Raw genomic sequence first — 25,198 nt, forward strand, 5'->3', positions numbered from 1 at the left:
AATAGTATACTTTGTTTAGACCCATTTTGCAAGCTGTGTTTTTAGTGGGATTTTCTCTCATTTCTTGAAAAGGGACGTTCAGTCTTCTTCATTTCAAACAGCTGAAAGCTCTTTCATCTGGGAACCAACAAACTTTACAAGATCAACCACTCTGCAAGAATAGCCCCATTCATTGTCATACCATGCAAGAACTTTTACTTTTCTGCCTTCCATCACCATCGTTGTAAGTCCATCAACGACAGCAGAATAAGGGTTTGTGTTAAAGTCTGTGGAGACAAGTGGTTCATCGGTGTAATCTAATATGCCAGCAAGAGATGTTTTTGAAGCCGTTGCAAAGGCAGCATTGACCTCTTCTGCTGTGACATCTTTTTTCAAGTCGACCACAAGATCAACCATCGATACATTAGAAACTGGCACTCGAAGTGCAAGTCCATGTAATTTCCCTTTCATGTGCGGCAGCACTAAAGAAAGCGCTTTAGCGGCACCCGTCGTCGTTGGAATGATGGACTGGGCACATGCTCTTGCCCGGCGCAAATCCTTGTGGGGGTTGTCGATATTTTTCTGATCATTTGTATAAGCATGAACCGTTGTCATTAAACCGTTGTCGATGCCAAATTCATCATCTAACAATTTGACAACTGGTGCTAAACAGTTTGTTGTACATGATGCGTTTGAAATAACGACGTGCTTTTCAGGATCAAGATCATCCTCATTGACACCCATTACAATTGTAACGTCTTCATTTTTACCTGGAGCTGTAAGTACGACCTTTTTCGCTCCGGCATCTATATGGCCCATCGCTTGATCTTTTGAATTAAATTTCCCTGTTGCTTCGATCACGATATCAATCCCAAGCTCTCCCCATGGAAGCTGCTTTGGGTCTCTATTATTGAGCAAAAGCACTCTTTTGCCATTGACAATCAACGCGTCATCTTCTGCTGTCACATCGCATTCGTAACGTCCATGATTTGTGTCATATTTAATTAAATGTGCTAGCGTTTCGGCAGGATAGCTTGCGTTCACCGCTACAATTTGAATTTGATCATCAAGCATTGCTTTTCTGAAGACCATGCGTCCAATTCTGCCAAACCCATTGATCGCTGCTTTTACCTTCATGAACAGGTCACTCCTCTATTATGTGTTATACTCAATAAATTTATTTATGAAATTAGTATATCACATTAGAATGTAATTGCCAGTATATAAACGTATATTTTCAAAAAAGGGCTGTTCTTTGCAATGAAATTGACGAAAAAAGCATAAAAAAAGAAGAGTACTGTATGTACTCTTACTTATCTGTATGTTCCCATTCGTTTAATATGTTCTCTAATTGCTTTCTAATAAAAGCAAGATCTTTTGTGTTTTCTATCACGCAGTCTGCTTTTTGGCATTTTTCCTCAAGAGGCTGCTGGGAGTGAATGCGATTCAGTGCTTCTTCCTCGCTCAGGTCGTTTCGATTCATGAGCCGCGACAGCTGCAATTCAGGCGTCGTGTACACAACGATGATGCGGTCGACTAGCCCTTCCAGCTTGCTCTCGAATAGGAGCGGGATATCAAGCACAACAAATGTTTCATTGTTGCTCACCCCTTCATCACGCTGCTCGAGCATTTCCTTTCTGACTTCAGGATGAACGATGGCGTTGAGCTTTTTTCTTTTCTCTTCATCAGAAAAAATGATCGCTCCAAGCTGCTGCCGGTTCAGTTCACCATTTGGCAGAAGAACCTCTTCACCAAAAGTTTGAACGATTTGATGAAGGGCAGCCGATCCTTTAGAAACCGCTTCTTTTGCAATGACATCAGCATCCACCACCCGAATGCCTTTCTCTTTTATCATCTGCGAGACTGTGCTTTTTCCGCTAGCAATCCCGCCTGTTAATCCAATGACGAGCGTCAATTCGTTTCCTCCTTTACAGCTTCCACACCCCAATTAAAATGAGCAACAGCCCTGGTAAGCATGCGAGTTTATCGATCCAGCGCCAATTGGCCAAATAATGACCTGCACGCAGTCCGATGCATACAAAAAGAGAACTCATCACAGCGACCGTGATGCTCATGACAATTGGAGAAAAACCAAGAATCGCGGCACCAATCCCTGCACCAAATGCATCGATGGATAAAGCAATTCCAAGAAGCACCGCTTCCATTCCATTAATGGTGCCAGAGCGGTCAATATCTGCACTTGTAGGCTTTCGCAAAATATGAATGACAAGCCCAAGAGACTGCACTTCTACATTGAGAAGTGTTTTTTCATGAAGGAGCAAATCACGCTCTTTCGCTGGTTTATAAAATTGATACAGAACCCAAAGTCCGATAGCAATTAAAATGCCTCCACCCAGTTTATCTGTCACTGAGACAGGGAGGAATGTCGTGAGCAGGCTGCCAATCAGCATGGAAATGAGCAACACAATTCCTGAACAGCAAGCAATAATAACGATGGCTTTAAATGGAATCCTCATCTTGCGAAGACCATACGTAAAACCTACAGAAAAGCTGTCAATGCTGACGGCAATAGCTAAAAACAGAAGCGAAAACGAAATCATACCTGTACTCTTCCTTTCTGTTCATGCAACGATGATCAAGAGTCTCTAGGCGTCCTTAGACTCTTCTTCACTATATGAAGAGCAGGTGGGCTGTGTGTCAGTCTACACCTTGCTGAAAAAAGAATGTTTTTTATCGTATGCATGGCAAAAAGGAAGCATGCTGACGGCTTACCTTTATGAAGGGCGTTTTTGGCAGGTCACACAAAAATGAGTGCCGCGCCCTCCCACCACTGTTTTCTCTATGATACTGCCGCACGTCTGGCAAGGTTCTCCCCGCCGGTCATATACAAGAAGCTGTAATTGAAAAGTCCCAATATCACCTTGTGAATTGATGTAGGAGCGAATGGTGCTGCCTCCTGCATCAACAGCCACTTGAAGCGTGTCAATAATATGTTTGTGGAGCACCTTGCAAGATGCAAGACTTAGCTGATTCGCTTTTGTTTCTGGATGAATGCCTGATTTAAACAGCACTTCATCTACATAAATATTACCGAGACCAACCACGATTTTTTGATCAAGTAAAGCCGTTTTGACCACGCGGGAGGTTTTCTTTAATTGCTCCCATAAATAGTCTGGTGTAAATGAGTCTGAAAAAGGTTCATACCCCAGCTGTGACAGCGGAAGTTCTTTTTCTTCTTCGCCTGGCTGAAATAGATGCATCGTCCCAAATTTACGGACATCATGGTACCGAAGTTCGGTACCATCTGTGAACGTAAAGACGACGTGTACATGTTTATCATAAGGCTCACCAGTTTCATGTACACGGTATTTCCCTTCCATTCTTAAATGGGAGACCATCACATAGTGGTCTAAATGAAAGAGTAGAAACTTCCCTCTTCTTTCAATGGTTTGAATGGTTTCTCCTACCATCCTTCTAGCGAACTCTTCCGGTTCCCCAGGACGTTTGATGATATTTGGCCATTTGATATCGACCGTTTCAATCGTTTTTCCTTTGACTAACCGCTGAAGAGTGCGCCGGACGGTCTCAACCTCTGGTAATTCCGGCATGCTCCTCGCTCCTTTTTCTCTCTCTTTATTTTGCGTCGTACCAAGATGGACCTGAAGCGAAATCGACTTTTAGCGGCACATCGAGCTGAAGTGCGCTTTCCATGACTTCAGGGACGATTTTTTCTAATATGGCGATTTCTTCTTTTGGCGCTTCAAAGATCAGTTCATCGTGCACTTGCAATAACAGATTTGCCTGCAGATTCTCTTCTTTTAACTTTCGTGCCATATCAATCATCGCTTTTTTGATGATATCGGCGGCACTGCCTTGGATCGGTGTGTTCATTGCCGTTCTTTCCGCAAAGCTTTTCACATTAAAATTACGGCTTGTGATATCTGGGATATATCGTCTTCGTTTAAGAAGCGTGGTCACATACCCTTTTTGTTTTGCTTCCTGCACGATGTCCTCCATATAGGTTTTCACGCCTTTAAAGCTTGTTAAATAACGTTCAATGAAGGCCGCTGCTTCTTTTCTTGTAATCCCAAGGTTTTGAGACAGTCCATAATCACTAATTCCATATACGATTCCGAAGTTGACAGCTTTGGCCTGTCTTCTCATAGAGGAAGTCACTTCTTCTTCTGAGACATGGAACACATCCATGGCAGTCTTCGTGTGAATATCCATATCTTGCGTAAAGGCTTCAATCAAGTTCTCATCTTGAGAAATGTGCGCAAGGACACGCAGCTCAATTTGAGAATAGTCAGCTGCAAACATGAGCCAGCCTTCTTTTGACGGAACGAACGCTTGACGAATTTTTCGGCCTTCTTCTAAACGAATCGGGATGTTTTGAAGGTTTGGGTCTGTTGAGCTTAGTCTTCCTGTTTGTGTAAGTGCCTGATTAAATCTTGTGTGCACTTTATGCGTATCTTTGCGCGTCACTTTCATTAAGCCTTCCACATAAGTGGATTGCAGCTTTCCTATTTGACGGTAATGCAGAATGGACCGAATAATTTCGTGCTTATCTTCAAGCTTTTCAAGGACATCCGCAGACGTAGAGTAGCCTGTTTTGGTCTTTTTGATAACCGGTAGTCCTAATTTTTCAAATAAAATCACACCAAGTTGCTTCGGTGAATTGATGTTAAATGTTTCTCCTGCTAACCGATGAATGGTTTCTTCATATTCCTTCAGCTTCTTCGTGAGTTCTTCACCCATTTTCTGAAGACGTTCAACATCCACTTTTACCCCAAGAGATTCCATTTCACCTAAGATGAGGGCAAGTGGCAACTCTAAATCTTCATATAGCTCATGCTGATCATTCTTTTCTAACGCTTCAAGGGTCAAATCATGCAACGCAGAGATCGCTGCTGCTTTTCTTCCAAGATGGTCTTTTAGCTCTTCTTCAGGTGGAATCGCCTGTTTCGCTCCTTTTCCGTAAACTTTTTCATCGGAAAGGGCTATGTTCAGGCCATATTCCTTCGCCACACTTGCAACGTCCTCATAGGATTTCTGCGGATTGACCACATAGGAAGCGAGCAGGACATCGTTATCGACACCTTTAAGATCAACATCATGCCATCTGAGCGCAACAACCGCTCTTTTGGAATCAAAGACCCATTTCTTCTTCGTTTCATCCTGTACCCATTGTTTAAACGCTTCAGATTGCAGAGCATCTTCTTTTGTCATAAAAAATGCACCGTTCTCATTATGGATCGCAAACCCTATCAAATCGGCTTCGTGATAATTGTCTCCTAGCTGTTCTACCACAAGTGCAGCGTGATCTGTCAGCATGTCCTCCGTGACATCTGTCATTTTCTTCACGTCTAGTTCGTCTATTTCTACTGGTTCATCTGATTCTGGCGCTTCTCCTAAACGCTCTAGCAGCGTTTGAAAGCCCAGTTCTTTATAAAGCGAGATGACCTGCTCCATGTGAGGACCTTCATAGGCGAGCTCTTTGCTTGACACATCTATTGGTGCTTCTACGAGAATCGTCGCCAGCTTTTTACTCATCACCGCTTGTTCTTTATATTCTTCAAGCTTTTCTTTTAGCTTTTTCCCGCTGACTTCGTCAATATGATCAAGCAGATTTTCAACCGTTTCAAACTGCTTTAGTAATTTGATCGCTGTTTTTTCACCGACACCAGGCACACCAGGGATATTGTCTGATGAGTCTCCCATCAGCCCTTTCATGTCGATGATTTGATCTGGTCTGAGGCCGTATTTCTCTTCAATATGGGCCGGTGTGTAATATTCTACTTCTGTGATGCCTTTTTTCGTAATGGCTACTGTTGTATGGTCTGTTGAAAGCTGCGTTAAGTCTTTATCTCCTGAGAAGATTTTGACCTCAAAGCCGTCCTTTTCTGCCTCTACAGCCAGTGTGCCGATAATGTCATCCGCCTCGTATTGCGGAAGCTCGTACCTTTTCACTTGATAAGCATCTAATAGCTCACGGATGAACGGCATTTGTTCTGATAGTTCTGGCGGAGTTTTTTGTCTTCCGCCTTTATATTCCTTAAAGGTCTCGTGACGGAAGGTGGTTTTACCCGCATCAAATGCTACGAGCATATGAGTCGGCTTCTCGTCTTCCAGCATCTTCATTAAGATCATCGCAAAGCCATAAATGGCATTTGTATGTACGCCTTTATCATTGGATAATAGCGGCAAAGCAAAAAAGGCTCGATAAGCGAGACTGTTTCCATCCACAAGTACTAATTTCTTTTGATCTGTCATCTTTTAATCCTCCATCGACTGAGCCGGCTCAGCCGTCTCTTTCGCACATTGTATGTTCATTTTATCAAAGTTTATTTTGAAAAGAAAATAGACGAGCCTGCATAAAAAAGGGACGAAAACAACAAGTGTTTTCGTCCTTCCAAAATTGGCTCCTTGGATGAAGGGGTTCCTATTCATCCTACCAATGATTGATTAACAAAACATGAATTCATTGTAAAGATCATGTAAATTTTAACGCCACTTTCCATTCTTCTCTATTTTGACTTTAAACTCACGGTAAACGTCGTCCCTTTGCCTTGTTTGCTATGAACAGAAATCGTTCCTTCATGTGCTTCGACAAGGTGTTTGACAATGGCAAGACCAAGCCCTGTACCGCCTGAGTTTCTACTTCTATCTTTATCAATTCGATAAAACCTCTCGAATATTCTTGGAATCTCACTCTTTTTCATACCGATCCCTGTATCTGCTACATCAAATTCATAGCTGTCTTTCCTCTGTCTTGCTGTGATCGTGACACTTCCTCCCTCTGGTGTATAGGTGAGGGCATTATTGATCAGGTTGAGGAAAATTTGTTTTAATCTCAGCGGATCTGCCATGACATAGACCGGCTCTTTCGGGACACGCACTTGTAGGTCAATGCCTTTTTCAGCAGCCTTTTGTTTTAGCAGTACTTCAATCTCTTGAATGATTTCTGTCGCATTGGCTTCTTGAATATTCAGCTTAAAATGCTGCTGTTCAATTTTCGAGAGATCAAGTAAGTCTTGGATGAGCGTTTCTAAACGAATACTCTCTTTTAGGATGATGGACAAAAATTGTGTCAACGCTTCTTTATCGTCAATGGCACCATCCAGAAGTGTTTCAGAAAAGCCTTTAATTGACGTGATCGGTGTCTTTAATTCATGTGACACGTTAGCGACAAAGTCTTTTCGCATCTGTTCTAGCTGCTTTGTTTCTGTCACATCATGAAAGACAAGAACAATCCCTTTCCATTCATCGTCTGTACTTAAGATCGGAACACCATCGACTTGGAAATAACGGCGCTCGATGTCAACAGCGAGACGTAAAAACTTTCGGACCTTGGTTTCTGTCATGAAAATTTCGTCTATTAACTCAATAATCTCTTCATGGGTAAAAGCTTCATGATACAGCTTGTGCATGTAAATATGTTTTTGCACTTTGAATTGCTTGCGGAATGTTCGATTGACTAAGTGGATATAGCCCATTTTATCAATCAAAATGATCCCCGCTCCAATGTTTTCAATGACTGTTTGCAGACGATCTCGCTGCATTTCGCCAGCGCTTGTCATGTCTTGAAGACTTTCTGCCAGACGCTTCATTGATGTATTGAGTTCACTTGTTTCAATGATCAACTCTTCATAGTTATTTGTATCATAGTTCCCTCGTTCAAGCTGTTTGGCCACCTTTGTGGCATAATCAATCGGCTTTACATACTTCATCGACATGCGATAGCCAAAAAAGACGATGATAATGATGGCCGAACCAAGACAAAAGGCTAATGCAAGCCAGAGCTGACCATCAATCTCATTCAAAGGCTGGAATGAAGCATGAAGAAATAAATATCCCGCCGGTTCGTTTTGTTTCATCATTGGGACTGCATAATGAAACAGCGCATCCTTCTCATCCTCAATGAACGTTCCTTTTGTTTGGAGCTGCTCACTTTTCAGTGTGTTTAAAATGACAGCCCTTTGTTCTGCTTGACCCGTTGTATGTATGATATTCCCCTTCACGTCCACAATCGACGCATTCATATCGAGATGCTGCTTTGCTTGATTGAGAATCTTCTTGTTTTGCTCCGCATTCAAATCTTCAACATTCATAGAAGAAAGGAGAAAACTCGATTCCTTTTCCATTCGTTCGGTTAATTTTGTTTCATAGAAAATATGAAACATATGATCCAAGAAAAGACCAAGCGCAACAAACACAATAAACAGGAGAAAAATGAGCCCAGAAAAAAGGCGGGTTCTCACTTTACTCATTTGGCTTTGGCTCCTCCAATTTGTAGCCTAAGCCTCGAATGGTTTTAATATATGTTGGTTTTTTCGTGTTCTTTTCAATTTTGTCCCGCAAGTGGCTGATATGCACATCCACAATACGAGTATCACCTGCAAAGTCATAATTCCAAACCGCACTTAACAATAGATCACGCGTAAGGACACGGCCTTTATGCTTAGCCAAATAAAGAAGCAGTTCAAATTCCTTTGGCGTGAGCTCTAGACGTTCTTCTTGGAAATAGACTTCGTAATGTTCAGGTAAAATGCGCAGGTCTCCAATTTTGATTTGGTCTGCAATGATCTCTTCCTTCTCTTCTTGCACGGGAGCCGGCTGAGATTGCTGTGCTCTTCTCAAAATGGCTTTTACCCGAGCACCCACTTCTCTAGGACTGAAAGGTTTTGTCATGTAATCATCGGCTCCAAGTTCAAGACCGAGCACCTTATCAAATTCATCGTCCTTTGCTGTCAGCATTAAAATAGGGAACATCATTTTTTGAATTCTCAGTTGTTTGCACACTTCAATGCCGTCCATTTTCGGAAGCATTAAATCAAGCACAATCAGATCAGGCTGTTCACTTGCTGCTTTTTCAAGCGCTTCTTCTCCGTCTCTTGCTGTGACGACATCGTAGCCCGCCCTTTCAAGGTTATAGCTTAGAAGTGTTACAATTGATTCTTCATCATCCACAACTAATATTTTTTTATTCATGTTGTGCCTCCAATTAGTGATTTCCCCTGCATCCGGTTTTTTGTATCTTATGTGAAAAGCGAGAAGTCATGCTTTCTCTTTCATTTTAACGAAAGCTTAACAAGAGAACAATTTAAAATTTCGACAAGATTGGCTTTGTAAACAAAAAGAAGACTCCTCATACGAGAAGCCTTCTTTTTTATTCATATTAAGACAATACTTTCATGACGTTCTTTACAGATTCAACAGAACGGTCAAGCTGACTTCTTTCTTCTTCTGTCAGCTCAAGCTCGATGATCTGCTCAAGGCCGTTTCCACCTACGATTGTTGGAACTCCAAGGTAAATGCCTTCGTAGCCATATTCACCTTCAAGGTATGCAATCGTCGGCATGACACGGCGTTGATCTTTTAAGATCGCCTCAACCATTTCAACGAGTGAAGCAGCAGGTGCATAATACGCACTACCGTTACCTAATAGGTTGACGATTTCACCGCCGCCTTTTCTTGTTCTTTCAACAATTGCATCAATTCGCTCTTTAGGAATTAATGTTTCCAGCGGGATACCGCCTGCATAAGAGTAACGTACAAGAGGAACCATGTCGTCCCCATGTCCGCCAAGAACAAAGCCCGTCACATCTTTCACAGATAGGTTTAATTCTTGAGCAACGAACGTACGGAAACGTGCTGTATCAAGAATTCCTGATTGTCCGATGACTTTTTCTTTTGGTAATCCTGATTCTTTATAAACTGCATATGTCATTGCATCAACAGGGTTTGTTAACACAACAATGATCGCTTCTGGAGAATATTTAACGATTTCACGTGTCACACTGCGCATGATTTTTTCATTTGTTGACACGAGGTCGTCACGGCTCATTCCCGGCTTTCTTGCAATTCCTGCCGTAATGACCACGACATCAGAACCGGCTGTATCTTCGTAGTTAGAAGTTCCTGTAATATTCGCATCGAAGCCTTGAACAGGGCTTGCTTCCAGCATGTCAAGTGCTTTCCCTTTTGTCGGGTTCTCAAGCTGAGGGATATCCACTAATACGACATCCGCTAATTCTTTTTGAGCTGTTAGAAATGCTGTAGTTGCTCCAGTAAAGCCTGCTCCGATGACAGATACTTTTTTACGCTTGTTTGCCATTTCCTTTTTCCCCTTTAACTTTAAAGTTTAAGAATCAAGACAAGTTTTTGATGAGCTCGTCAGCAAACTCAGAACATTTCACTTCTGTTGCACCGTCCATTAATCTAGCAAAATCGTACGTGACGACTTTAGATGCAATTGTTTTTTCAACAGATTGAATCACTAGATCAGCAGCTTCTTGCCATCCAAGGTGCTCAAGTAAAAGCACGCCTGATAGAAGAACAGAAGATGGATTCACTTTATCAAGACCAGCGTATTTCGGTGCTGTTCCGTGAGTCGCTTCAAAAATAGCGTGTCCTGTTTCGTAGTTGATATTTGCACCAGGTGCGATACCAATTCCACCAACTTGTGCTGCAAGTGCATCAGAGATGTAGTCTCCGTTTAAGTTCATTGTTGCGACAACATCGAACTCAGCTGGACGAGTTAAAATTTGTTGAAGGAAAATATCTGCAATGCTGTCTTTGACAATGATTTTGCCAGCAGCTTCTGCTTCACTTTGCGCTTTGTTTGCCGCATCTTTTCCATCTTGTTCTACAATACGATCATATTGTGCCCATGTAAAGACTTTGTCGCCAAACTCTTTTTCAGCCACTTCGTAGCCCCAGTTTTTGAAGGCTCCTTCTGTAAATTTCATGATGTTTCCTTTGTGAACAAGTGTCACAGATTTACGGCCTTGGTCAATCGCATATTGGATCGCTGCTCTGACAAGACGAGATGTTCCTTCTTCAGAAACTGGTTTGATTCCGATACCTGATGTTTCTGGGAAACGGATTTTATTCACACCTAATTCGTTTTTCAAGAAGTCGATTAACTTCTTCACTTCGTCTGATCCTTTTGCATACTCGATTCCTGCATAGATATCTTCAGTGTTTTCACGGAAGATGACCATGTCTGTGTCTTCTGGACGTTTCACAGGAGATGGTACACCTTTGAACCAGCGAACTGGACGTAAGCATGTGAATAAATCAAGCTCTTGTCTTAGTGCCACGTTCAATGAACGGATTCCTCCGCCAATTGGAGTTGTCAGTGGTCCTTTGATCGCGATTAAATATTCACGAATGTCTTCAAGTGTTTGCTCTGGAAGCCACTCGCCAGTTTTATTGTAAGCTTTTTCACCTGCATATACTTCTTTCCAAGTGATTTGCTTTTCACCTTTATATGCTTTTTCTACAGCTGCTTCAAGAACTCTTGATGCTGCTTTCCAAATGTCAGGGCCGATTCCGTCCCCTTCGATAAACGGGATAATTGGATTATTTGGTACATTCAATACGCCGCCAGTAACTGTAATTTTTTCGCCTTGTGACAATGATATTACCTCCCAGGTTATGTAGTGAATATTTGAAACTTCCAAGCTTGATGTCTGCAAGCCAAGAAGTTTTTCACGTGATTCGTTTTTTGTTGATATGGAGGCTGATTGGTTTAGATGGATCAGCCTCCGCTATTCTATAAACATTAGTCTCTTTCACTGATCGGAACAAACGTTTGAAGATCAGGTCCAATATAGTCAGCTCTTGGACGGATCAGACGGTTGTTGTCATATTGCTCTAAAATGTGAGCAATCCATCCAGAGAATCGGCTGATCACGAAAATTGGTGTAAACAAGTCATGATCAATCCCAAGACTGTGATAGACAGAAGCAGAATAAAAATCAACATTTGGTGGAAGATTTTTCTCTGATGTCACGATTTCCTCTGCGCGTACAGACATTTCATACCATTTTGGCTCGCCTGTGAGATTTGTTAAGCGCTGGCTCATTTCTTTTAAATGTTTTGCACGCGGGTCACCTTGGCGGTAAACGCGGTGGCCAAAGCCCATAATTTTCTCTTTCTTCTCTAGCTTACCATGAATATAGGAATCTACGTTTTCAACTTCGCCAATTTCTGAGAGCATCTTCATTACGCCTTCATTCGCGCCGCCATGAAGTGGTCCTTTCAATGCGCCGATAGCCGCTGTTACACCAGAGTAGATATCTGATAGTGTAGCAACACATACACGTGCTGTAAATGTCGATGCGTTTAATTCGTGATCCGCATGTAGAATGAGCGCTTTATCAATCGCTTCAATTTCTACTGGTGAAGGCTCTTCGCCGTTTAGCATATATAAGAAGTTTGCAGCATAGCTGTATTCTTCTTTTGGCTGTACAGGCTCAAGTCCCTTTCGAATACGTGAGAATGCAGCGACAAGTCCAGAAATTTTCGCTTGTAAGCGAATGGCTTTTCTGTAATTTGCTTCTTTGTCCATAATCTCTGATTCGTCATCAAGTAAACCTAATAAGGATACCGCTGTACGAATCGCAGACATTGGATGAACCCCATCCAGCGAATAAGATTTAAAGTGCTCAATGATCTCTTGCGGAATATGAGCATTTTCATTGAGCTGCTGCTTTAACTCGCTTAGCTCATGCTCATTCGGCAGCTTTAAGTGCCATAACAGGTAGACAATTTCTTCGAAAGTCGCTTTTTCAGTTAAATCATCGATATTGTACCCTACATAAGTAAGAGTATCATCAATAATTGAGCTTACGGATGAAGTTGTTGCCACGATACCTTCAAGACCTCTTGTTGCTGTCATGTTCAATCTCCCCTTTTTAAAAAGATTCCCCTTCGTTGCAAAATTCTCGCTTTTTGAAAGCGCTATCCAACCAAAATAGGCTGGCAGGTTTAGAAAAGAAAATGCTTACATTTACCTATACGGTTAGAGCGCTTTTAGCCTCATATCTCGTGTTTGATCAATGAGTTCAAAATTAAGCCTATTCCCATTATAAACAATAATCAGACATTTGTTAAATGTTTAACTATAATTTTTTTTGATATTTTTTTTTCCAGCCTTCCGGTTCGGGCATGGAATAAAGGGATTTTGCTTCTTTTAATATATTTAATTATGTTTTTTTGCAAAAGCTCACGCCAGAAAAAAATCAAAAGAAAGTGGCATGAGCCACTCTCTTTTTAACCGCTGAAAAATTTCACTGCTTGCATCGCTAAATAGGCAATTCCAGCACCAATCAGCGGGCCAACAGCCACACCTTTGAATAAGCTGACTGCCAAAATCGTACCGAATACAAGTGCTGCTGTGATATGCGGATCGTTTTCGAGTAGCACAATGCCGTTTTTTGCAATTAATGCTACTAATATACCCGCTCCAAGAGCTATCCAAGCATAGGAAGATTTCATCGCTTCTCCAAGTTGTTTAAATCCAATGTCCCCTGTTGCGATCGGTACAAGCACAGCGATCGTGATGACCGTCACACCCCAATTGATACCTTTTGATTGCAGAACCGGGAATATTTTTTGATCCAGGCCAATCAGCTTAATGGCAATCAGCACAGAGACCGCTAAAATTAACGAATTGTTTTTTGCAATAAGTGCAATAACGAGTAAAAGAACCAAAAACAAATTTGCTTGAGTAAACATACGCCGCTCCTTTCTTTCTTTTTATTGCGACCTTTTCATATTACTAATCTTTTTGAATAAAATGAAGTATCGGACATGCTTGTTTTTTGGAGGGGATTGTGTGAATCACACTTATGTGGGCATTTTTTTGCGAAGTTTGATGATTTTCAGCATCGCCGTTTGTGCGGTTGTTTTTTTATATCAGTCTTTTCCGTTTTTATATCCATTTTGGATTGCATTTGCCGTGTCGTGTTTGATTCATCCAGCCGTATGCAAAATTGAAAACATGACCGGGATGCCAAGAGGTTTTGTTGTCATCATTGTGCTATTACTCTTTTTAGTGGCAGCCGCCGGATTCATGACACTTTTAGTGGCGGAAATCATTTCAGGAAGTGCTTATTTAGCAAAGGTCCTGCCAGGTCATCTTGATCAACTGATTGGGATCGTGGAACGTTTTTTCACAGATCAGATTTTGCCTTTATATCATGATTTGACTGCTCAATTTAATACACTTCAAGCAGGTCAAAAGGAATCGATTTTAGGACAAATCCAAGCACTTGGTGACGAAGCAGCGGCAAAAATCGGGACTTTCCTTTCAAAAACTCTTGAATTCATTCCAGCTTTTTTAGGTCTTTTGCCTGACGCAGCAGCGACGCTTTTATTTTCCGCCCTAGCGACTTTTTTTATCACAAAAGATTGGTTTACGTTAAAAAAATATGGTTCTCGTATCTTTCCCGCCAAATGGATGCTTCATACACATGCGATTTTATCTGAAATCAAAAAAGCCATTTCTGGCTTTATGAAAGCCCAGCTTCTACTTGTTGCCATGACCATTGGGATCGTGCTGATTGGACTTTTCATCTTAAAGGTCGAGCATGCGATTGTGATCGCTCTATGTATTGGTCTAGTTGATTTACTTCCTTACATCGGGAGTGGCACGGTTTTTCTTCCGTGGATCATTTACTCCGCCATGACAGGAAATCTTTCACTCGCCATTGGACTGGGCATTTTGTATATTGTGGTGCTCATTCAAAGACAAATATCAGAGCCAAAAGTCTTAAGTAAATCAATCGGTCTTAATCCTTTAGCAACACTTGTGGCACTGTTTGTCGGGTTAAAATGCTTTGGTTTTCTTGGACTTGCACTCGGTCCCGCTTCTCTTGTCGTTTGGCAGGCGTTTCGTAATGCAGGGGTTTTCAGAGACCTTTATCAGTACATTCGGTATGGTGCGCAAAAGTAAAAGAGACCTGATGCGAAGGTCTCTTTAGCGTATAATCGTATAGCGTTTGCGATTGGACATATTTCTAAGCCAGCGCTCAAAGAGCGGTTTGATCCGTTTTCTTGTCATGGGAATGAGCAGCACAGCCCCAATCAGATCAGAAAGGAATCCAGGTATGAGCAGCAGCAAACCACCGATCAGAATGCAGAATCCATCGACAATGGTGGCCCCTGGCATTTTGCCATACTGTAAATCTCGCTGCACTTTCTGAAATGCTTCTATTCCTTGTTTCCTTGCAAAGTAAGCACCTAGTGCGCTTGTTAGTACAATGAATAGCATCGTTGGTAAAATACCAATGATGTTACTTGAGATTAAAAATAAACTAATTTCCACTGCTGGGAACAGAATCAATAATAGTAGAAAATATTTTTTCAACCATATCACCTCATGGGGTCTCTTTCATCGAAAGCTGTTTACTTTTTTTAGTGTAACATAAAAAAAGAGAGGAGTCAGATAACTCCCCTCGTGTGTGATTTAAAGGACGCTTGCACGGCCTTTGTAGATCGCTCCGCGTGCTGGATCTACTGTAATCTCTTCGCCTTCTTTTAGAAGTGTTGTGGCACTGTCAAGACCGACAATGACTGGAATTCCAAGACTAAGCCCAACGACTGCTGCATGGCTTGTTAGACCGCCTTCTTCCGTGATAAGGGCAGACGCTTTTTCTAAAGCACCCATCATATCACGATCTGTGCAGTTTGCGACAAGAATCGCACCATCATACATTTTTTCCTCTGCTTCTTTTCCGCTTTGTGCAATAACAACCGGTCCAAATGCAGATTTGCGGCCAATTCCTTGACCCTTCGCAATGATGTCACCGACAACATACACTTTCATTAAGTTCGTTGTACCAGCTTCTCCAACCGGCACACCAGCTGTAATGACAATCAAGTCGCCATGTCTTACATAGCCAGATTCAATAGATTTTTCTACTGCATTCTCTAGCATTTCATCAGTAGATGACGTATTTGATCCACTCTTCGCAAATACACCGAATACGAGAGATAGCTTTCTTGCTACTGATTCGTTTGCTGTGACTGCAACGATTGGTGCTTTAGGTCTATATTTTGAAATCATTCTTGCTGTATGACCACTCTCAGTAGGTGTCACAATCGCTGCTACATCAAGCTTCATTGCTGTGTGCGCAACAGATTGACCGATCGCATCTGTAATGCTGACCTCTACTTCTTCGCTTCTGCGAGAAAGGATTGCTTTATAGTTAAGTGCTTCCTCTGAACGTGAGGCAATGTTGTGCATCGTTTGCACAGCTTCAACTGGATATGTTCCTGCTGCTGTTTCACCAGATAGCATGATCGCATCTGTACCGTCAAAAATAGCATTTGCCACGTCACTTGCTTCCGCACGAGTTGGACGCGGGTTACGCTGCATGCTATCCAGCATTTGAGTTGCTGTGATGACAGGCTTGCCTAAACGGTTGCATTTTTTGATCAGCATTTTTTGAACAAGTGGTACTTCTTCTGCCGGAATCTCTACACCAAGATCTCCACGCGCGACCATCAGTCCATCTGATACCTCAAGGATTTCATCGATGTTATCAACGCCCTCTTGGTTTTCAATCTTCGGAATGATTTGAATGTCAGCTGCGTTGTTCTTTTCAAGTAGCTCACGAATTTCAAGAACATCAGAAGCTCGTCTCACAAAAGAAGCTGCGATGAAATCGACACCTTGTTCAATTCCAAACAGAATATCATTGGCATCCTTTTCTGTAATACCCGGCAAGTTCACACTCACACCTGGTACGTTGACACCTTTTTTGTTTTTCAGTGTGCCTGTATTCATTACTTTTGTGACGATTTCTTTTCGGTCCTTATTTAATTCTTTTACTTCTAGACCAATCAGACCATCATCTAATAAAATGGTTGAGCCCACTTCTACATCATGAATTAAATCTTCGTACGTCACACTGATTTTTTCAGTGTTTCCCACAATGTCTTCCATACTCACGATAAGATCAGCACCAGCAACTAACTCAATTGAGCCGTTTTCAACTGTGCGTGTACGGATCTCTGGACCTTTTGTATCAAGAAGGATCGCAATGTCCTTGCCTAAAGTTTTACCTGCTTTGCGAATGTTTTCAATACGTGCACCATGCTCTTCAAAATCTCCATGAGAGAAGTTTAGTCTGGCTACATTCATTCCTGCTTCAATCAATTCAGTCAGCTTTTCAATGCTTTCACTTGCTGGACCGATTGTACAAACGATTTTTGTCTTTCTCATTACTGTTCCTCCTAAGGTCTTCTCGTTTTATATAGAGAGCTCTTGTGAAAGTCGGTACATATTTTGATCGACTGTATGCTTTTTATCTAAGATGTCTAAAATATCGTGATGAACGAGTTCGTTGCTTTGAATGCCTACACAGCGTCCGCCTCTTCCTTCAAGAAGAAGTTCTACTGCATACGCTCCTAGGCGACTTGCGAGCACTCGGTCAAACGCACTTGGAGAACCTCCACGCTGAATATGTCCTAAGACAGATACACGCGTTTCAAGGCTTGTCTCCTCTTCAATTCTCTTACCAAATTCGACACCGCTGCCTACGCCTTCTGCGACGATGATGATACTGTGCTTCTTGCCGCGTTCATGCCCTCTTCTCAATCTGGCAATAATTTCGTCCATGTCATAGTCTGCTTCAGGAATCAAAATTGATTCGGCTCCGCCTGCAAGACCTGACCAAAGAGCAATATCACCAGCATGTCTTCCCATTACTTCCACTACGTATGTACGTTCATGAGATGTGGCTGTATCACGAATTTTATCAATGGCATCAATGACTGTATTTAGTGCTGTATCAAAGCCAATAGTGAAATCAGTACCAGGAATGTCATTGTCAATCGTGCCAGGGACACCTACACATGGAAAACCGAGCTCTGTTAATTTCTTCGCTCCCATGAATGAGCCATCTCCACCGATGACAACAAGTCCTTCAATACCGAATTTTTTTAAGTTCTCAATCCCTTTTTCACGACCTTCAACTGTCTTGAATTCAGGACATCTTGCCGTGTAAAGTTTTGTTCCTCCACGATGAATGATATCGCCTACTGAACCTATTTCGAGTTTCTCAATTTTACCGTTAATTAGACCTGAATATCCATTATAAATACCGTAAACTTCTACATTATGGTAAATTGCTTTCCTTACAACTGCGCGCACAGCTGCATTCATTCCTGGGGAATCCCCACCGCTCGTTAAAACTCCTATACGCTTCATCTTTTTCACCTCAGAGACCATATATGAATTAAACATACCATTTCCACTGCTTGAAAACAATCATGAGCAAAACCAGATGTTTTCAATACGAATTTCTAAAACCGTACTTATTATACAATTAAATAAAATGTTTTTAAACAAAAGTTAAGATAGTCTTGAAAGCACTTTGTTCAAAAAATAGTTGATTGAAGTGCTATAAACCTTGTCAAATCAACGTTTTCAGACGTTTCAAATTTTATGAAAACAAAAGAAAATTATTTTCAAATAGCGCTTACATCAGATCGTTTTGATGAAAAAAGACGAAAAAAATAAACGCCAGCCAAAAGGCTGTACGTTTATTTAGTTTACCCCAATATATTGATTTTCAATCGATACTTTGCCGATTGCTTTGTATTTTTGATATCTTTGTTCGACTAATTCTTCAGGCGATTGTTTGAGCAAAGATGTAAGTGACTGTTTTAATGTTTTTTCAATGTAGGCTGCTTGTTGTTTCACGTCTCGGTGTGCTCCACCTTGCACTTCTTTAATAACATCATCTATAATATCTAATTCTTTTAGGTCTGGAGCGGTAATTTTCATTGATTCTGCAGCTTTTTTCGCAAGTGATGAGTCCTTCCAGAGCAGTGCTGCTGCACCTTCAGGTGAAATCACTGAATATGTTGAGTTCTCTAGCATAAATAGGTGGTTTCCTACGCCTAAGCCTAGTGCTCCGCCACTTCCGCCTTCTCCAATGACAATACAGACAACCGGTACACGAAGTCCTGCCATTTCGAAAAGGTTTTTCGCAATTGCTTCACTTTGCCCGCGTTCTTCAGCTGCTTTACCAGGATAAGCTCCTTTTGTATCAATAAAGCAAATGATTGGACGATTAAATTTATCTGCTTGTTTCATCAAGCGCAATGCTTTACGGTAACCTTCTGGATGCGGCATCCCGAAATTACGGCGCAAGTTTTCTTTTGTGTCTTTTCCGCGCTGATGACCAATGACTGTGACAGGAAGTCCTTTAAACGTAGCAATTCCTCCAACGATGGCTTCATCGTCCCCATAAAAACGGTCACCGTGACATTCGAAAAAGTTATCAAACAGCTCTTGAATGTAATCGAGAGTTGTTGGGCGCATCGCATGACGAGCAATTTGTACTCTGTCCCAAGGCTTTAAATTTGTATAAATGTCTGTTTCAAGCTTACTCAGACGCGTTTCAAGGCGCTCAATTTCCGCACTTAAATCCATCTCTGAGTTTTGTGTGAACTTTTTCAATTCATCAATTTTCGCTCGGAGTTCAATGACAGGTTTTTCAAATTCTAGTTCTCCAGCCACTCTCGTTCACCTCCTGTGCTGTGTAATGCTAAGATTTGGCCTAATGTTTCTTTCATTTCTGCACGGTGAATCACAGCATCTAGCTGACCATGCTTCATTAAAAATTCAGCCGTTTGGAAGTCCTCTGGTAGGTCTTCACGAATGGTTTGTTCAATGATTCTGCGACCAGCAAAACCAATTAATGCACCAGGCTCTGCAAAGTTGTAATCACCGAGAGACGCGAAACTAGCTGATACACCGCCAGTTGTCGGATTGGTCATCACAGAGATAATCAGACCTTGATCCTCGCTGAACAGCTTTAATGCTGAACTTGTTTTTGCCATCTGCATCAGACTAAGAATCCCCTCTTGCATTCTTGCTCCTCCAGATGCAGTGAAGATGATAAATGGCACCTTGTCCGCTTTTGCTTTCTCAATAGCTAATGTAATCTTTTCACCAACGACTGAGCCCATGCTGCCCATACGGAACGTGGCATCCATGACAGCAATGACAGCACTTTGACCTTTAATTTCACCTTTTCCTGTTACGATGGCTTCATTCAAAGATGTTTTTTCTCTGTCTTTCTGAAGCTTTTCTTCGTAGCCTGGGAAACCGAGCGGGTTCTCAGAAATGAGGTGACCGTTAAATTCTTCAAATTTGCCTTCGTCTACAAGGCTTTCAATACGTTGTTTTGCATTCATTTGCAAATGTCTGCCGCAATTCATGCAAACACGTAAATTTTTATCTAGTTCTTTGGTGAGCATTATTTTTTTACATTGCGGACATTTGGTCATGATGCCTTCAGGCACATCTTGACTTGCCTGTTCAGAGGGTACAGATGCATATTTTTTCTTTTTACTGAAAATATTCTTGATTGACAAATGACTACCTCCCTTTTTGAAGGGTTTTTCTTTACACGCACATCCACTATTATAGGACATGTCATAACTGTACCGAAACTATTGTACTTTTTTTGTCAAACGCTGTCATCCTTCATTCAATTTTTTCAGTGGGGAATTGATGAGAAATGAGTATAGGTTTGGGGCGCTGAGTAGTTGGTATATGTGAATTGTGAACGTCTACAAAAAAATCTCATTTAGGATGAAAAAAATTTCGTGTAAGAGAGGAAATGGTGCACGTTTTTCCTCCAAATTCAGAAAGAACGTGCACACTTTTCCATTTCGATTACTCGCCGATAATCGTTAATTTTCTTGTTTTTTCTGCAACAGCTTCTGGGTCTACTTTAATTCTTGAAACGCCCGTTTCCATTGCTGCTTTTGCCACTGCTTTGGCTACTGCTGGCGCTACTCGTGCATCAAATGGTGCAGGGATAACGTATTCCGCTGACAATTCTTCATCTGATACAAGGGAAGCAATCGCTTCAACAGCTGCAATTTTCATTTCTTCGTTAATGTGTGTCGCACGTACATCAAGCGCTCCACGGAAAATACCAGGGAATGCAAGGACGTTGTTCACTTGGTTCGGGAAGTCAGAACGGCCAGTTCCTACAACACTTGCACCTGCTGCATGTGCATCTTCTGGCATGATCTCTGGGTTTGGATTCGCCATTGCGAAGATGACAGGATCTTTTGCCATTTTTCCAACCATTTCTTTAGTTAAAGCACCTGCTACTGAAACGCCGATAAAGACATCTGCGCCTTCAATCACTTCTTCTAAAGAACCTTCTTTACGATCTTGGTTCGTGAATTTAGCTACTTCATTTTTCACTGCATTCATACCATTCGGACGGCCTTCATAAATAGCGCCTTTTGTATCACACATGATGATATCACGTACACCGAAATGATAAAGAAGTTTGATAATCGCAATTCCTGCTGCTCCAGCGCCGTTTGCAACCACTTTAATTGAAGACATTGATTTTCCAGACAGCTTCAGTGCATTCACAAGTCCTGCCACTGTTACAATCGCTGTCCCGTGCTGATCATCGTGGAAAACAGGAATGTTTGTCTCTTTTTTCAAACGCTCTTCAATGATAAAGCAGTTTGGTGCTGCAATATCTTCAAGGTTCACGCCGCCAAACGTCGGCTCAAGAAGCTTCACTGTTTCAACGATTTTGTCTACATCGTTTGTTGCAAGTGCGATTGGGAATGCATCAACACCTGCAAAGCTTTTGAATAAGACAGCTTTTCCTTCCATTACTGGAAGAGATGCTTCTGCCCCAATGTTTCCAAGCCCTAATACAGCACTTCCGTCTGTGACAACAGCGACCATATTGCCTTTCATTGTATAATCATACACTTTGCTTGTATCGTCATAAATATCTTTACATGGCTCCGCTACACCTGGTGAGTAAGCCAAGCTCAAGTCTTTCGCATTTTTCACTTGTACCTTTGATTTTGATTCGAGTTTGCCTTGATTCTCTTTGTGCATATGTAATGCTTCTTCTCTTAATGACATGTGATGAACACTCCTTCAAGTGGAAAATGATTTAATGAATTGCTAAGTTGATAAGCACATACTTGGCAGTTTAAATACACAGAATCTTTAAAATGATAACACAATAGGTGAAATTGTAAAACATATTCAGACGATTTGTCATCATTTAATCACAACGTTTTGTTCACCTAGCAGCTCTTTTAACTGGAAAATGACCGCATGATCTGCATGAACTTTGTATGCATCTGGAAGTCTCATCGTCTTTTTTTGCTTTTCATAATACAAATAGACATCTGCTTCTCCCCTGTGCATGGAGATTACTCGCTTCACTTGTTCTAGCAGCTCCTGCGTATGGTTCTCTTCTTTGACTCGAATGTAGACAGATTCTTTTCTTTTAGAGCCCATCTCTTCCAGTAGAACAGCTTCTTGTACGATGATTTGACTGCTCTCATTTCTGACATCTATTCTGCCTTCAACATAAAGCATTGCGCCCTCCTCAAGTAAGGGGGACAGCTTTCTAAATTGCTCTGGAAAGACGACACCTTCCATTTCTCCCGTTTCATCCCCGAATGCGACAAATGCCATCGATTGTCCATTTTTTGTCCGAATCGATTTCACCTTTGTCAAAAGACCACCCATTGAGATCTTCCGCTTTATATAGGAAGAAAGTCTGATGATTTCCACTGCACCATTCTCTCTTAAGCGATCTCGATACGCTTGTACTGGGTGATTTGATAAATATAACCCGAGTGCTTCTTTCTCAAATTGCAAAAGATCGACAAGCGGCAGTTCGTCTATCTCCGCATATTTTGGCTTAATGGAGAACGTTGTATCCCCAAGAAAGTCCAATTGATCCTCAGGTGTTAAAAATGACACATGGTCTAACGCAATATCTATCGATGCTAATAACGAAGCACGATTTGGATGAAGCTCATCCATTGCCCCTGAGAAAATGAGGGCTTCAATCGTTTTTCGGTTGACACTCTTTGTTGATACCCTTGCGCAAAAATCAAATAAATCTTCAAATGGCCTTTCCTGTCTTGCTCTGTATATATCCTTTACAGCTGACACTCCGACATTTTTAATCGCTCTTAAGCTGTAGCGGATCTCCCCTTTTTCAACCGTGAATGGAAATTCGCTCTTATTAATAGAAGGCTTCAACACCGATATCCCTTTTTCCTTTGCCTCATAGAAATATTGAGCCACTTTGTCTTCATTTCCAATCACACTCGTTAAAAGACCGCACATAAAATATAACGGATAATGCGCTTTTAAATAAGCAAGCTGAAAGCCGATCATGCTATATGCAACAGCATGGCTTCTATTAAAACCATAGTTTGCAAATTTGACGATTAAGTCATAAACGTCATTTGCAATGTTAACAGGATACTCCTTTTTTAGGCATCCTTCAACAAAATGGCTTCGCTCTTCATCAAGCACCTTTTTATCCTTCTTTGAAACGGCTCTTCTTAGTAGATCGGCCTCGCCCAGCTGAAAGCCTGCCATCTTTGCTGCAATCAACATGATTTGCTCCTGATAGACGATGACCCCATATGTATCCTTTAAGATGTCATACAAATCTGGATGCGGGTAGGAGACTTTCACTCTGCCATGCTTTCGGTCGATAAAGAGCGGGATATTCTCCATCGGACCCGGGCGGTATAAGGCATTGACAGCCACGATATCTTCTAGACTAGAAGGTTTCAGTCGTCTCAGCACCTGACGCATACCTTGTGACTCCAGCTGGAAAATCCCCGTTGTATCTCCCGCTGATAACAAATCAAACGTTTTCTGATCTTCATATGAAATGTCACTAAAGTTAATGTGGACGTTTTCCTGTCTTTCAATCTGGTTTTTAATGGATTCAATTAATGTTAAGTTTCTCAAACCTAAAAAATCCATTTTCAAAAGACCGAGATCTTCTAAATAATTCATCGCATATTGCGTCAAATACACTCCATCATGCCCTTCTTGAATAGGCACGACTTGTGTGAGCGGCTCCTCACTTAGGACAACGCCGGCTGCATGTGTTGACGTATGTCTTGGTAATCCTTCTACCTTTAAAGCGGTTTGAAACACTCTTTGCAGCTCCTCAGATTGCTGGAGCAGTGTTTTTAATTCTGAGGAGACTGTCACCGCTTCTTTCAGTGTCGTCCCTGGCTTTGATGGGATGAGCTTTGCAAGGCGGTCTGCTGCTTTTGAATCAATTCCCATCACACGTCCGACATCTCTTAAAGCTGCCTTTGCAGCAAGTGTTCCAAACGTGACAATTTGCGCCACATGCATATCCCCATATTTGTCTTTTACATATGAAATGATTTCATCTCTTCTCGTGTCAGGAAAATCGATATCTATATCTGGCATGCTGATTCGTTCAGGATTTAAAAAACGCTCAAATAAAAGCCCGTGACGGATCGGATCGACATCTGTAATAAACAGAACATACGCAACTAAAGAGCCTGCTGCTGATCCCCTGCCAGGACCTGTGACAATGCCATGATCATGAGCATACTTCATAAAATCCCACACAATGAGGAAATAATCACTGAAATTCATTTTTTGAATGATGCTCAGCTCATACTCAAGCCTTTTGATGTATGTGTCATTTGAAGCAATCTGTCTTCGTTTCATGCCTTCTTGGCACACTCTTCGTAAAAATTGATCAGCTGTTGATTGATCAGGCGTCGGATAGGTTGGCAGTTTCGTCTGGCCAAGATTTAAATCGACCTCGCAGCGGTTTGCAATCTCAACCGTTCTTACCAGCAATTCTGGATCATCACCATACCACTTCATCATTTCTTCGATCGATCTGAAATGCTTGTCTGCTTGATCTTCCTCAATTTCTGATAGCTGCTGGCCTGCTTTAATGGCTTTTAAACATGTATATGCGGTTTTGTCCTCTTGATGGATATAGTGGACATCACCTGTTGCCACAAGCGGGATGTTCGCTCTTTTTGAGAGTTCCCTTAGCTTACGAGACAGCTCTTCGCCCTGCTGAAACGGCTGAACGGCTAAATACACATGTTCCTCACCAAAAAGATCTTTTAAATGGCTGGCTGCATCCCTTGCTTCATCTAGCTGATCATGTTGCAGCAGCGTTTCAATATAGCCGGATACGCCTGGTGTGATGGCAATAAGGCCATGATGATAGGCTTTCAGCCATTTCTCTTTCAGGCCGGTTTTTGATTTTGATTTCAAGACACTGCTAATTTTGATCAAGTTTTGATAGCCTTCATTGTTTTTGGCAAGGAGGATCAAAGGATAAGCCTCTGTCTCTTGTTCATCTATGAAGACAGAAGCTGTTAAACCAATAATCGGTTTGATGCCATGTGTTTTACATTCCTTATAAAATTCAACCGTTCCATACATCACATGGTCATCGGTAAGAGCGAGCGCTTGATAGCCAAGTTCTTTCGCCTTTAATACGAGCTCCTTGACCTTCGCTGCACTGCTCAACAAGCTGTATCCACTGTGGACCTGAAGATGAACATAGGACATGCTTAATCCACTCCTTTCGTCTAAATTCATTCTTTCATTATAAAACGCGATGCGGTGAGA

General features: G+C 41.7%; 19 protein-coding genes. 1 reads left to right on the top strand and 18 read right to left on the bottom strand.

The features are described 5' to 3' along the window. Positions 1-93: 93 nt before the first annotated feature. The 11 genes from NST73_RS13450 to NST73_RS13500 form a co-directional block, all read right to left on the bottom strand. Complete coding sequence (locus NST73_RS13450) at positions 94-1,116, bottom strand: glyceraldehyde-3-phosphate dehydrogenase (protein WP_008346043.1); 1,023 nt, start codon at positions 1,114-1,116, stop codon at positions 94-96. A gap of 172 nt (positions 1,117-1,288) precedes the next feature. Beyond that, positions 1,289-1,894: a dephospho-CoA kinase gene (gene coaE / locus NST73_RS13455; RefSeq protein WP_268417923.1), complete on the bottom strand. Its 606-nt coding sequence runs from the start codon at positions 1,892-1,894 to the stop codon at positions 1,289-1,291. 13 nt (positions 1,895-1,907) lie between these two features. Continuing rightward, on the bottom strand, positions 1,908-2,540 hold the full coding sequence (gene ytaF, locus NST73_RS13460) for a sporulation membrane protein YtaF (RefSeq protein ID WP_007501684.1): 633 nt from the start codon (positions 2,538-2,540) through the stop codon (positions 1,908-1,910). Between the two features lie 174 nt (positions 2,541-2,714). Continuing rightward, positions 2,715-3,548 (bottom strand): DNA-formamidopyrimidine glycosylase, encoded by an 834-nt coding sequence (gene mutM / locus NST73_RS13465; RefSeq protein ID WP_007501686.1) that lies wholly within the window; start codon positions 3,546-3,548, stop codon positions 2,715-2,717. Positions 3,549-3,573: 25 nt separating this feature from the next. Then, on the bottom strand, positions 3,574-6,213 hold the full coding sequence (gene polA, locus NST73_RS13470) for a DNA polymerase I (protein ID WP_017358267.1): 2,640 nt from the start codon (positions 6,211-6,213) through the stop codon (positions 3,574-3,576). A 254-nt stretch (positions 6,214-6,467) separates the two neighbouring features. After that, complete coding sequence (locus NST73_RS13475) at positions 6,468-8,210, bottom strand: ATP-binding protein (RefSeq protein WP_017358268.1); 1,743 nt, start codon at positions 8,208-8,210, stop codon at positions 6,468-6,470. Beyond that, positions 8,203-8,931, bottom strand: a complete 729-nt coding sequence (locus NST73_RS13480) for a response regulator transcription factor (protein WP_007501691.1) — start codon at positions 8,929-8,931, stop codon at positions 8,203-8,205. The genes NST73_RS13475 and NST73_RS13480 overlap by 8 nt, the downstream gene beginning before the upstream one ends. 187 nt (positions 8,932-9,118) lie before the next feature. Beyond that, positions 9,119-10,057 carry a malate dehydrogenase gene (gene mdh / locus NST73_RS13485; RefSeq protein WP_007501693.1) on the bottom strand — a complete coding sequence of 313 codons (939 nt, stop codon included), beginning with the start codon at positions 10,055-10,057 and terminating at the stop codon, positions 9,119-9,121. A 34-nt stretch (positions 10,058-10,091) separates the two neighbouring features. Then, positions 10,092-11,363, bottom strand: a complete 1,272-nt coding sequence (icd, locus tag NST73_RS13490) for an NADP-dependent isocitrate dehydrogenase (protein ID WP_024424789.1) — start codon at positions 11,361-11,363, stop codon at positions 10,092-10,094. Positions 11,364-11,509: 146 nt separating this feature from the next. After that, positions 11,510-12,628, bottom strand: a complete 1,119-nt coding sequence (gene citZ, locus NST73_RS13495) for a citrate synthase (RefSeq protein ID WP_160757459.1) — start codon at positions 12,626-12,628, stop codon at positions 11,510-11,512. 374 nt (positions 12,629-13,002) lie between these two features. Further along, positions 13,003-13,467 carry a DUF441 domain-containing protein gene (locus tag NST73_RS13500; RefSeq protein ID WP_007501699.1) on the bottom strand — a complete coding sequence of 155 codons (465 nt, stop codon included), beginning with the start codon at positions 13,465-13,467 and terminating at the stop codon, positions 13,003-13,005. Between the two features lie 100 nt (positions 13,468-13,567). On the opposite strand from NST73_RS13500, the gene ytvI reads away from it, so the two are divergent. Continuing rightward, a complete protein-coding gene (gene ytvI / locus NST73_RS13505; RefSeq protein WP_342499149.1) occupies positions 13,568-14,686 on the top strand; it encodes a sporulation integral membrane protein YtvI in 1,119 nt (372 codons plus the stop codon). A 24-nt stretch (positions 14,687-14,710) separates the two neighbouring features. Here ytvI and NST73_RS13510 read toward each other — a convergent pair whose 3' ends face one another. From NST73_RS13510 to dnaE, 7 genes are all read right to left on the bottom strand, one after another. Continuing rightward, complete coding sequence (locus NST73_RS13510; protein WP_061419875.1) at positions 14,711-15,100, bottom strand: FxsA family protein; 390 nt, start codon at positions 15,098-15,100, stop codon at positions 14,711-14,713. Positions 15,101-15,199: 99 nt separating this feature from the next. Beyond that, positions 15,200-16,960: a pyruvate kinase gene (pyk, locus tag NST73_RS13515; protein WP_024718661.1), complete on the bottom strand. Its 1,761-nt coding sequence runs from the start codon at positions 16,958-16,960 to the stop codon at positions 15,200-15,202. A gap of 27 nt (positions 16,961-16,987) precedes the next feature. Continuing rightward, on the bottom strand, positions 16,988-17,947 hold the full coding sequence (pfkA, locus tag NST73_RS13520) for a 6-phosphofructokinase (RefSeq protein ID WP_017358271.1): 960 nt from the start codon (positions 17,945-17,947) through the stop codon (positions 16,988-16,990). A gap of 339 nt (positions 17,948-18,286) precedes the next feature. Then, on the bottom strand, positions 18,287-19,264 hold the full coding sequence (accA, locus tag NST73_RS13525; protein ID WP_008346075.1) for an acetyl-CoA carboxylase carboxyl transferase subunit alpha: 978 nt from the start codon (positions 19,262-19,264) through the stop codon (positions 18,287-18,289). Beyond that, entirely contained in the window at positions 19,249-20,124 is an 876-nt protein-coding gene (gene accD / locus NST73_RS13530) for an acetyl-CoA carboxylase, carboxyltransferase subunit beta (RefSeq protein ID WP_342499150.1), read from the bottom strand. Before accD ends, accA begins: the two co-directional genes overlap by 16 nt. A 304-nt stretch (positions 20,125-20,428) precedes the next feature. After that, a complete protein-coding gene (locus NST73_RS13535) occupies positions 20,429-21,661 on the bottom strand; it encodes a malic enzyme-like NAD(P)-binding protein (RefSeq protein ID WP_007501712.1) in 1,233 nt (410 codons plus the stop codon). A gap of 141 nt (positions 21,662-21,802) precedes the next feature. After that, the gene (dnaE, locus tag NST73_RS13540; RefSeq protein WP_342499151.1) at positions 21,803-25,138 is read right to left on the bottom strand and encodes a DNA polymerase III subunit alpha; all 3,336 of its coding nucleotides are present in this window, start codon (positions 25,136-25,138) and stop codon (positions 21,803-21,805) included. Between the last annotated feature and the right edge of the window lie 60 nt (positions 25,139-25,198).

Origin of the sequence: Bacillus sp. FSL W7-1034 (genome assembly GCF_038593365.1) — a bacterium.
Taxonomy (GTDB): Bacteria; Bacillota; Bacilli; order Bacillales; family Bacillaceae; genus Bacillus; species Bacillus altitudinis.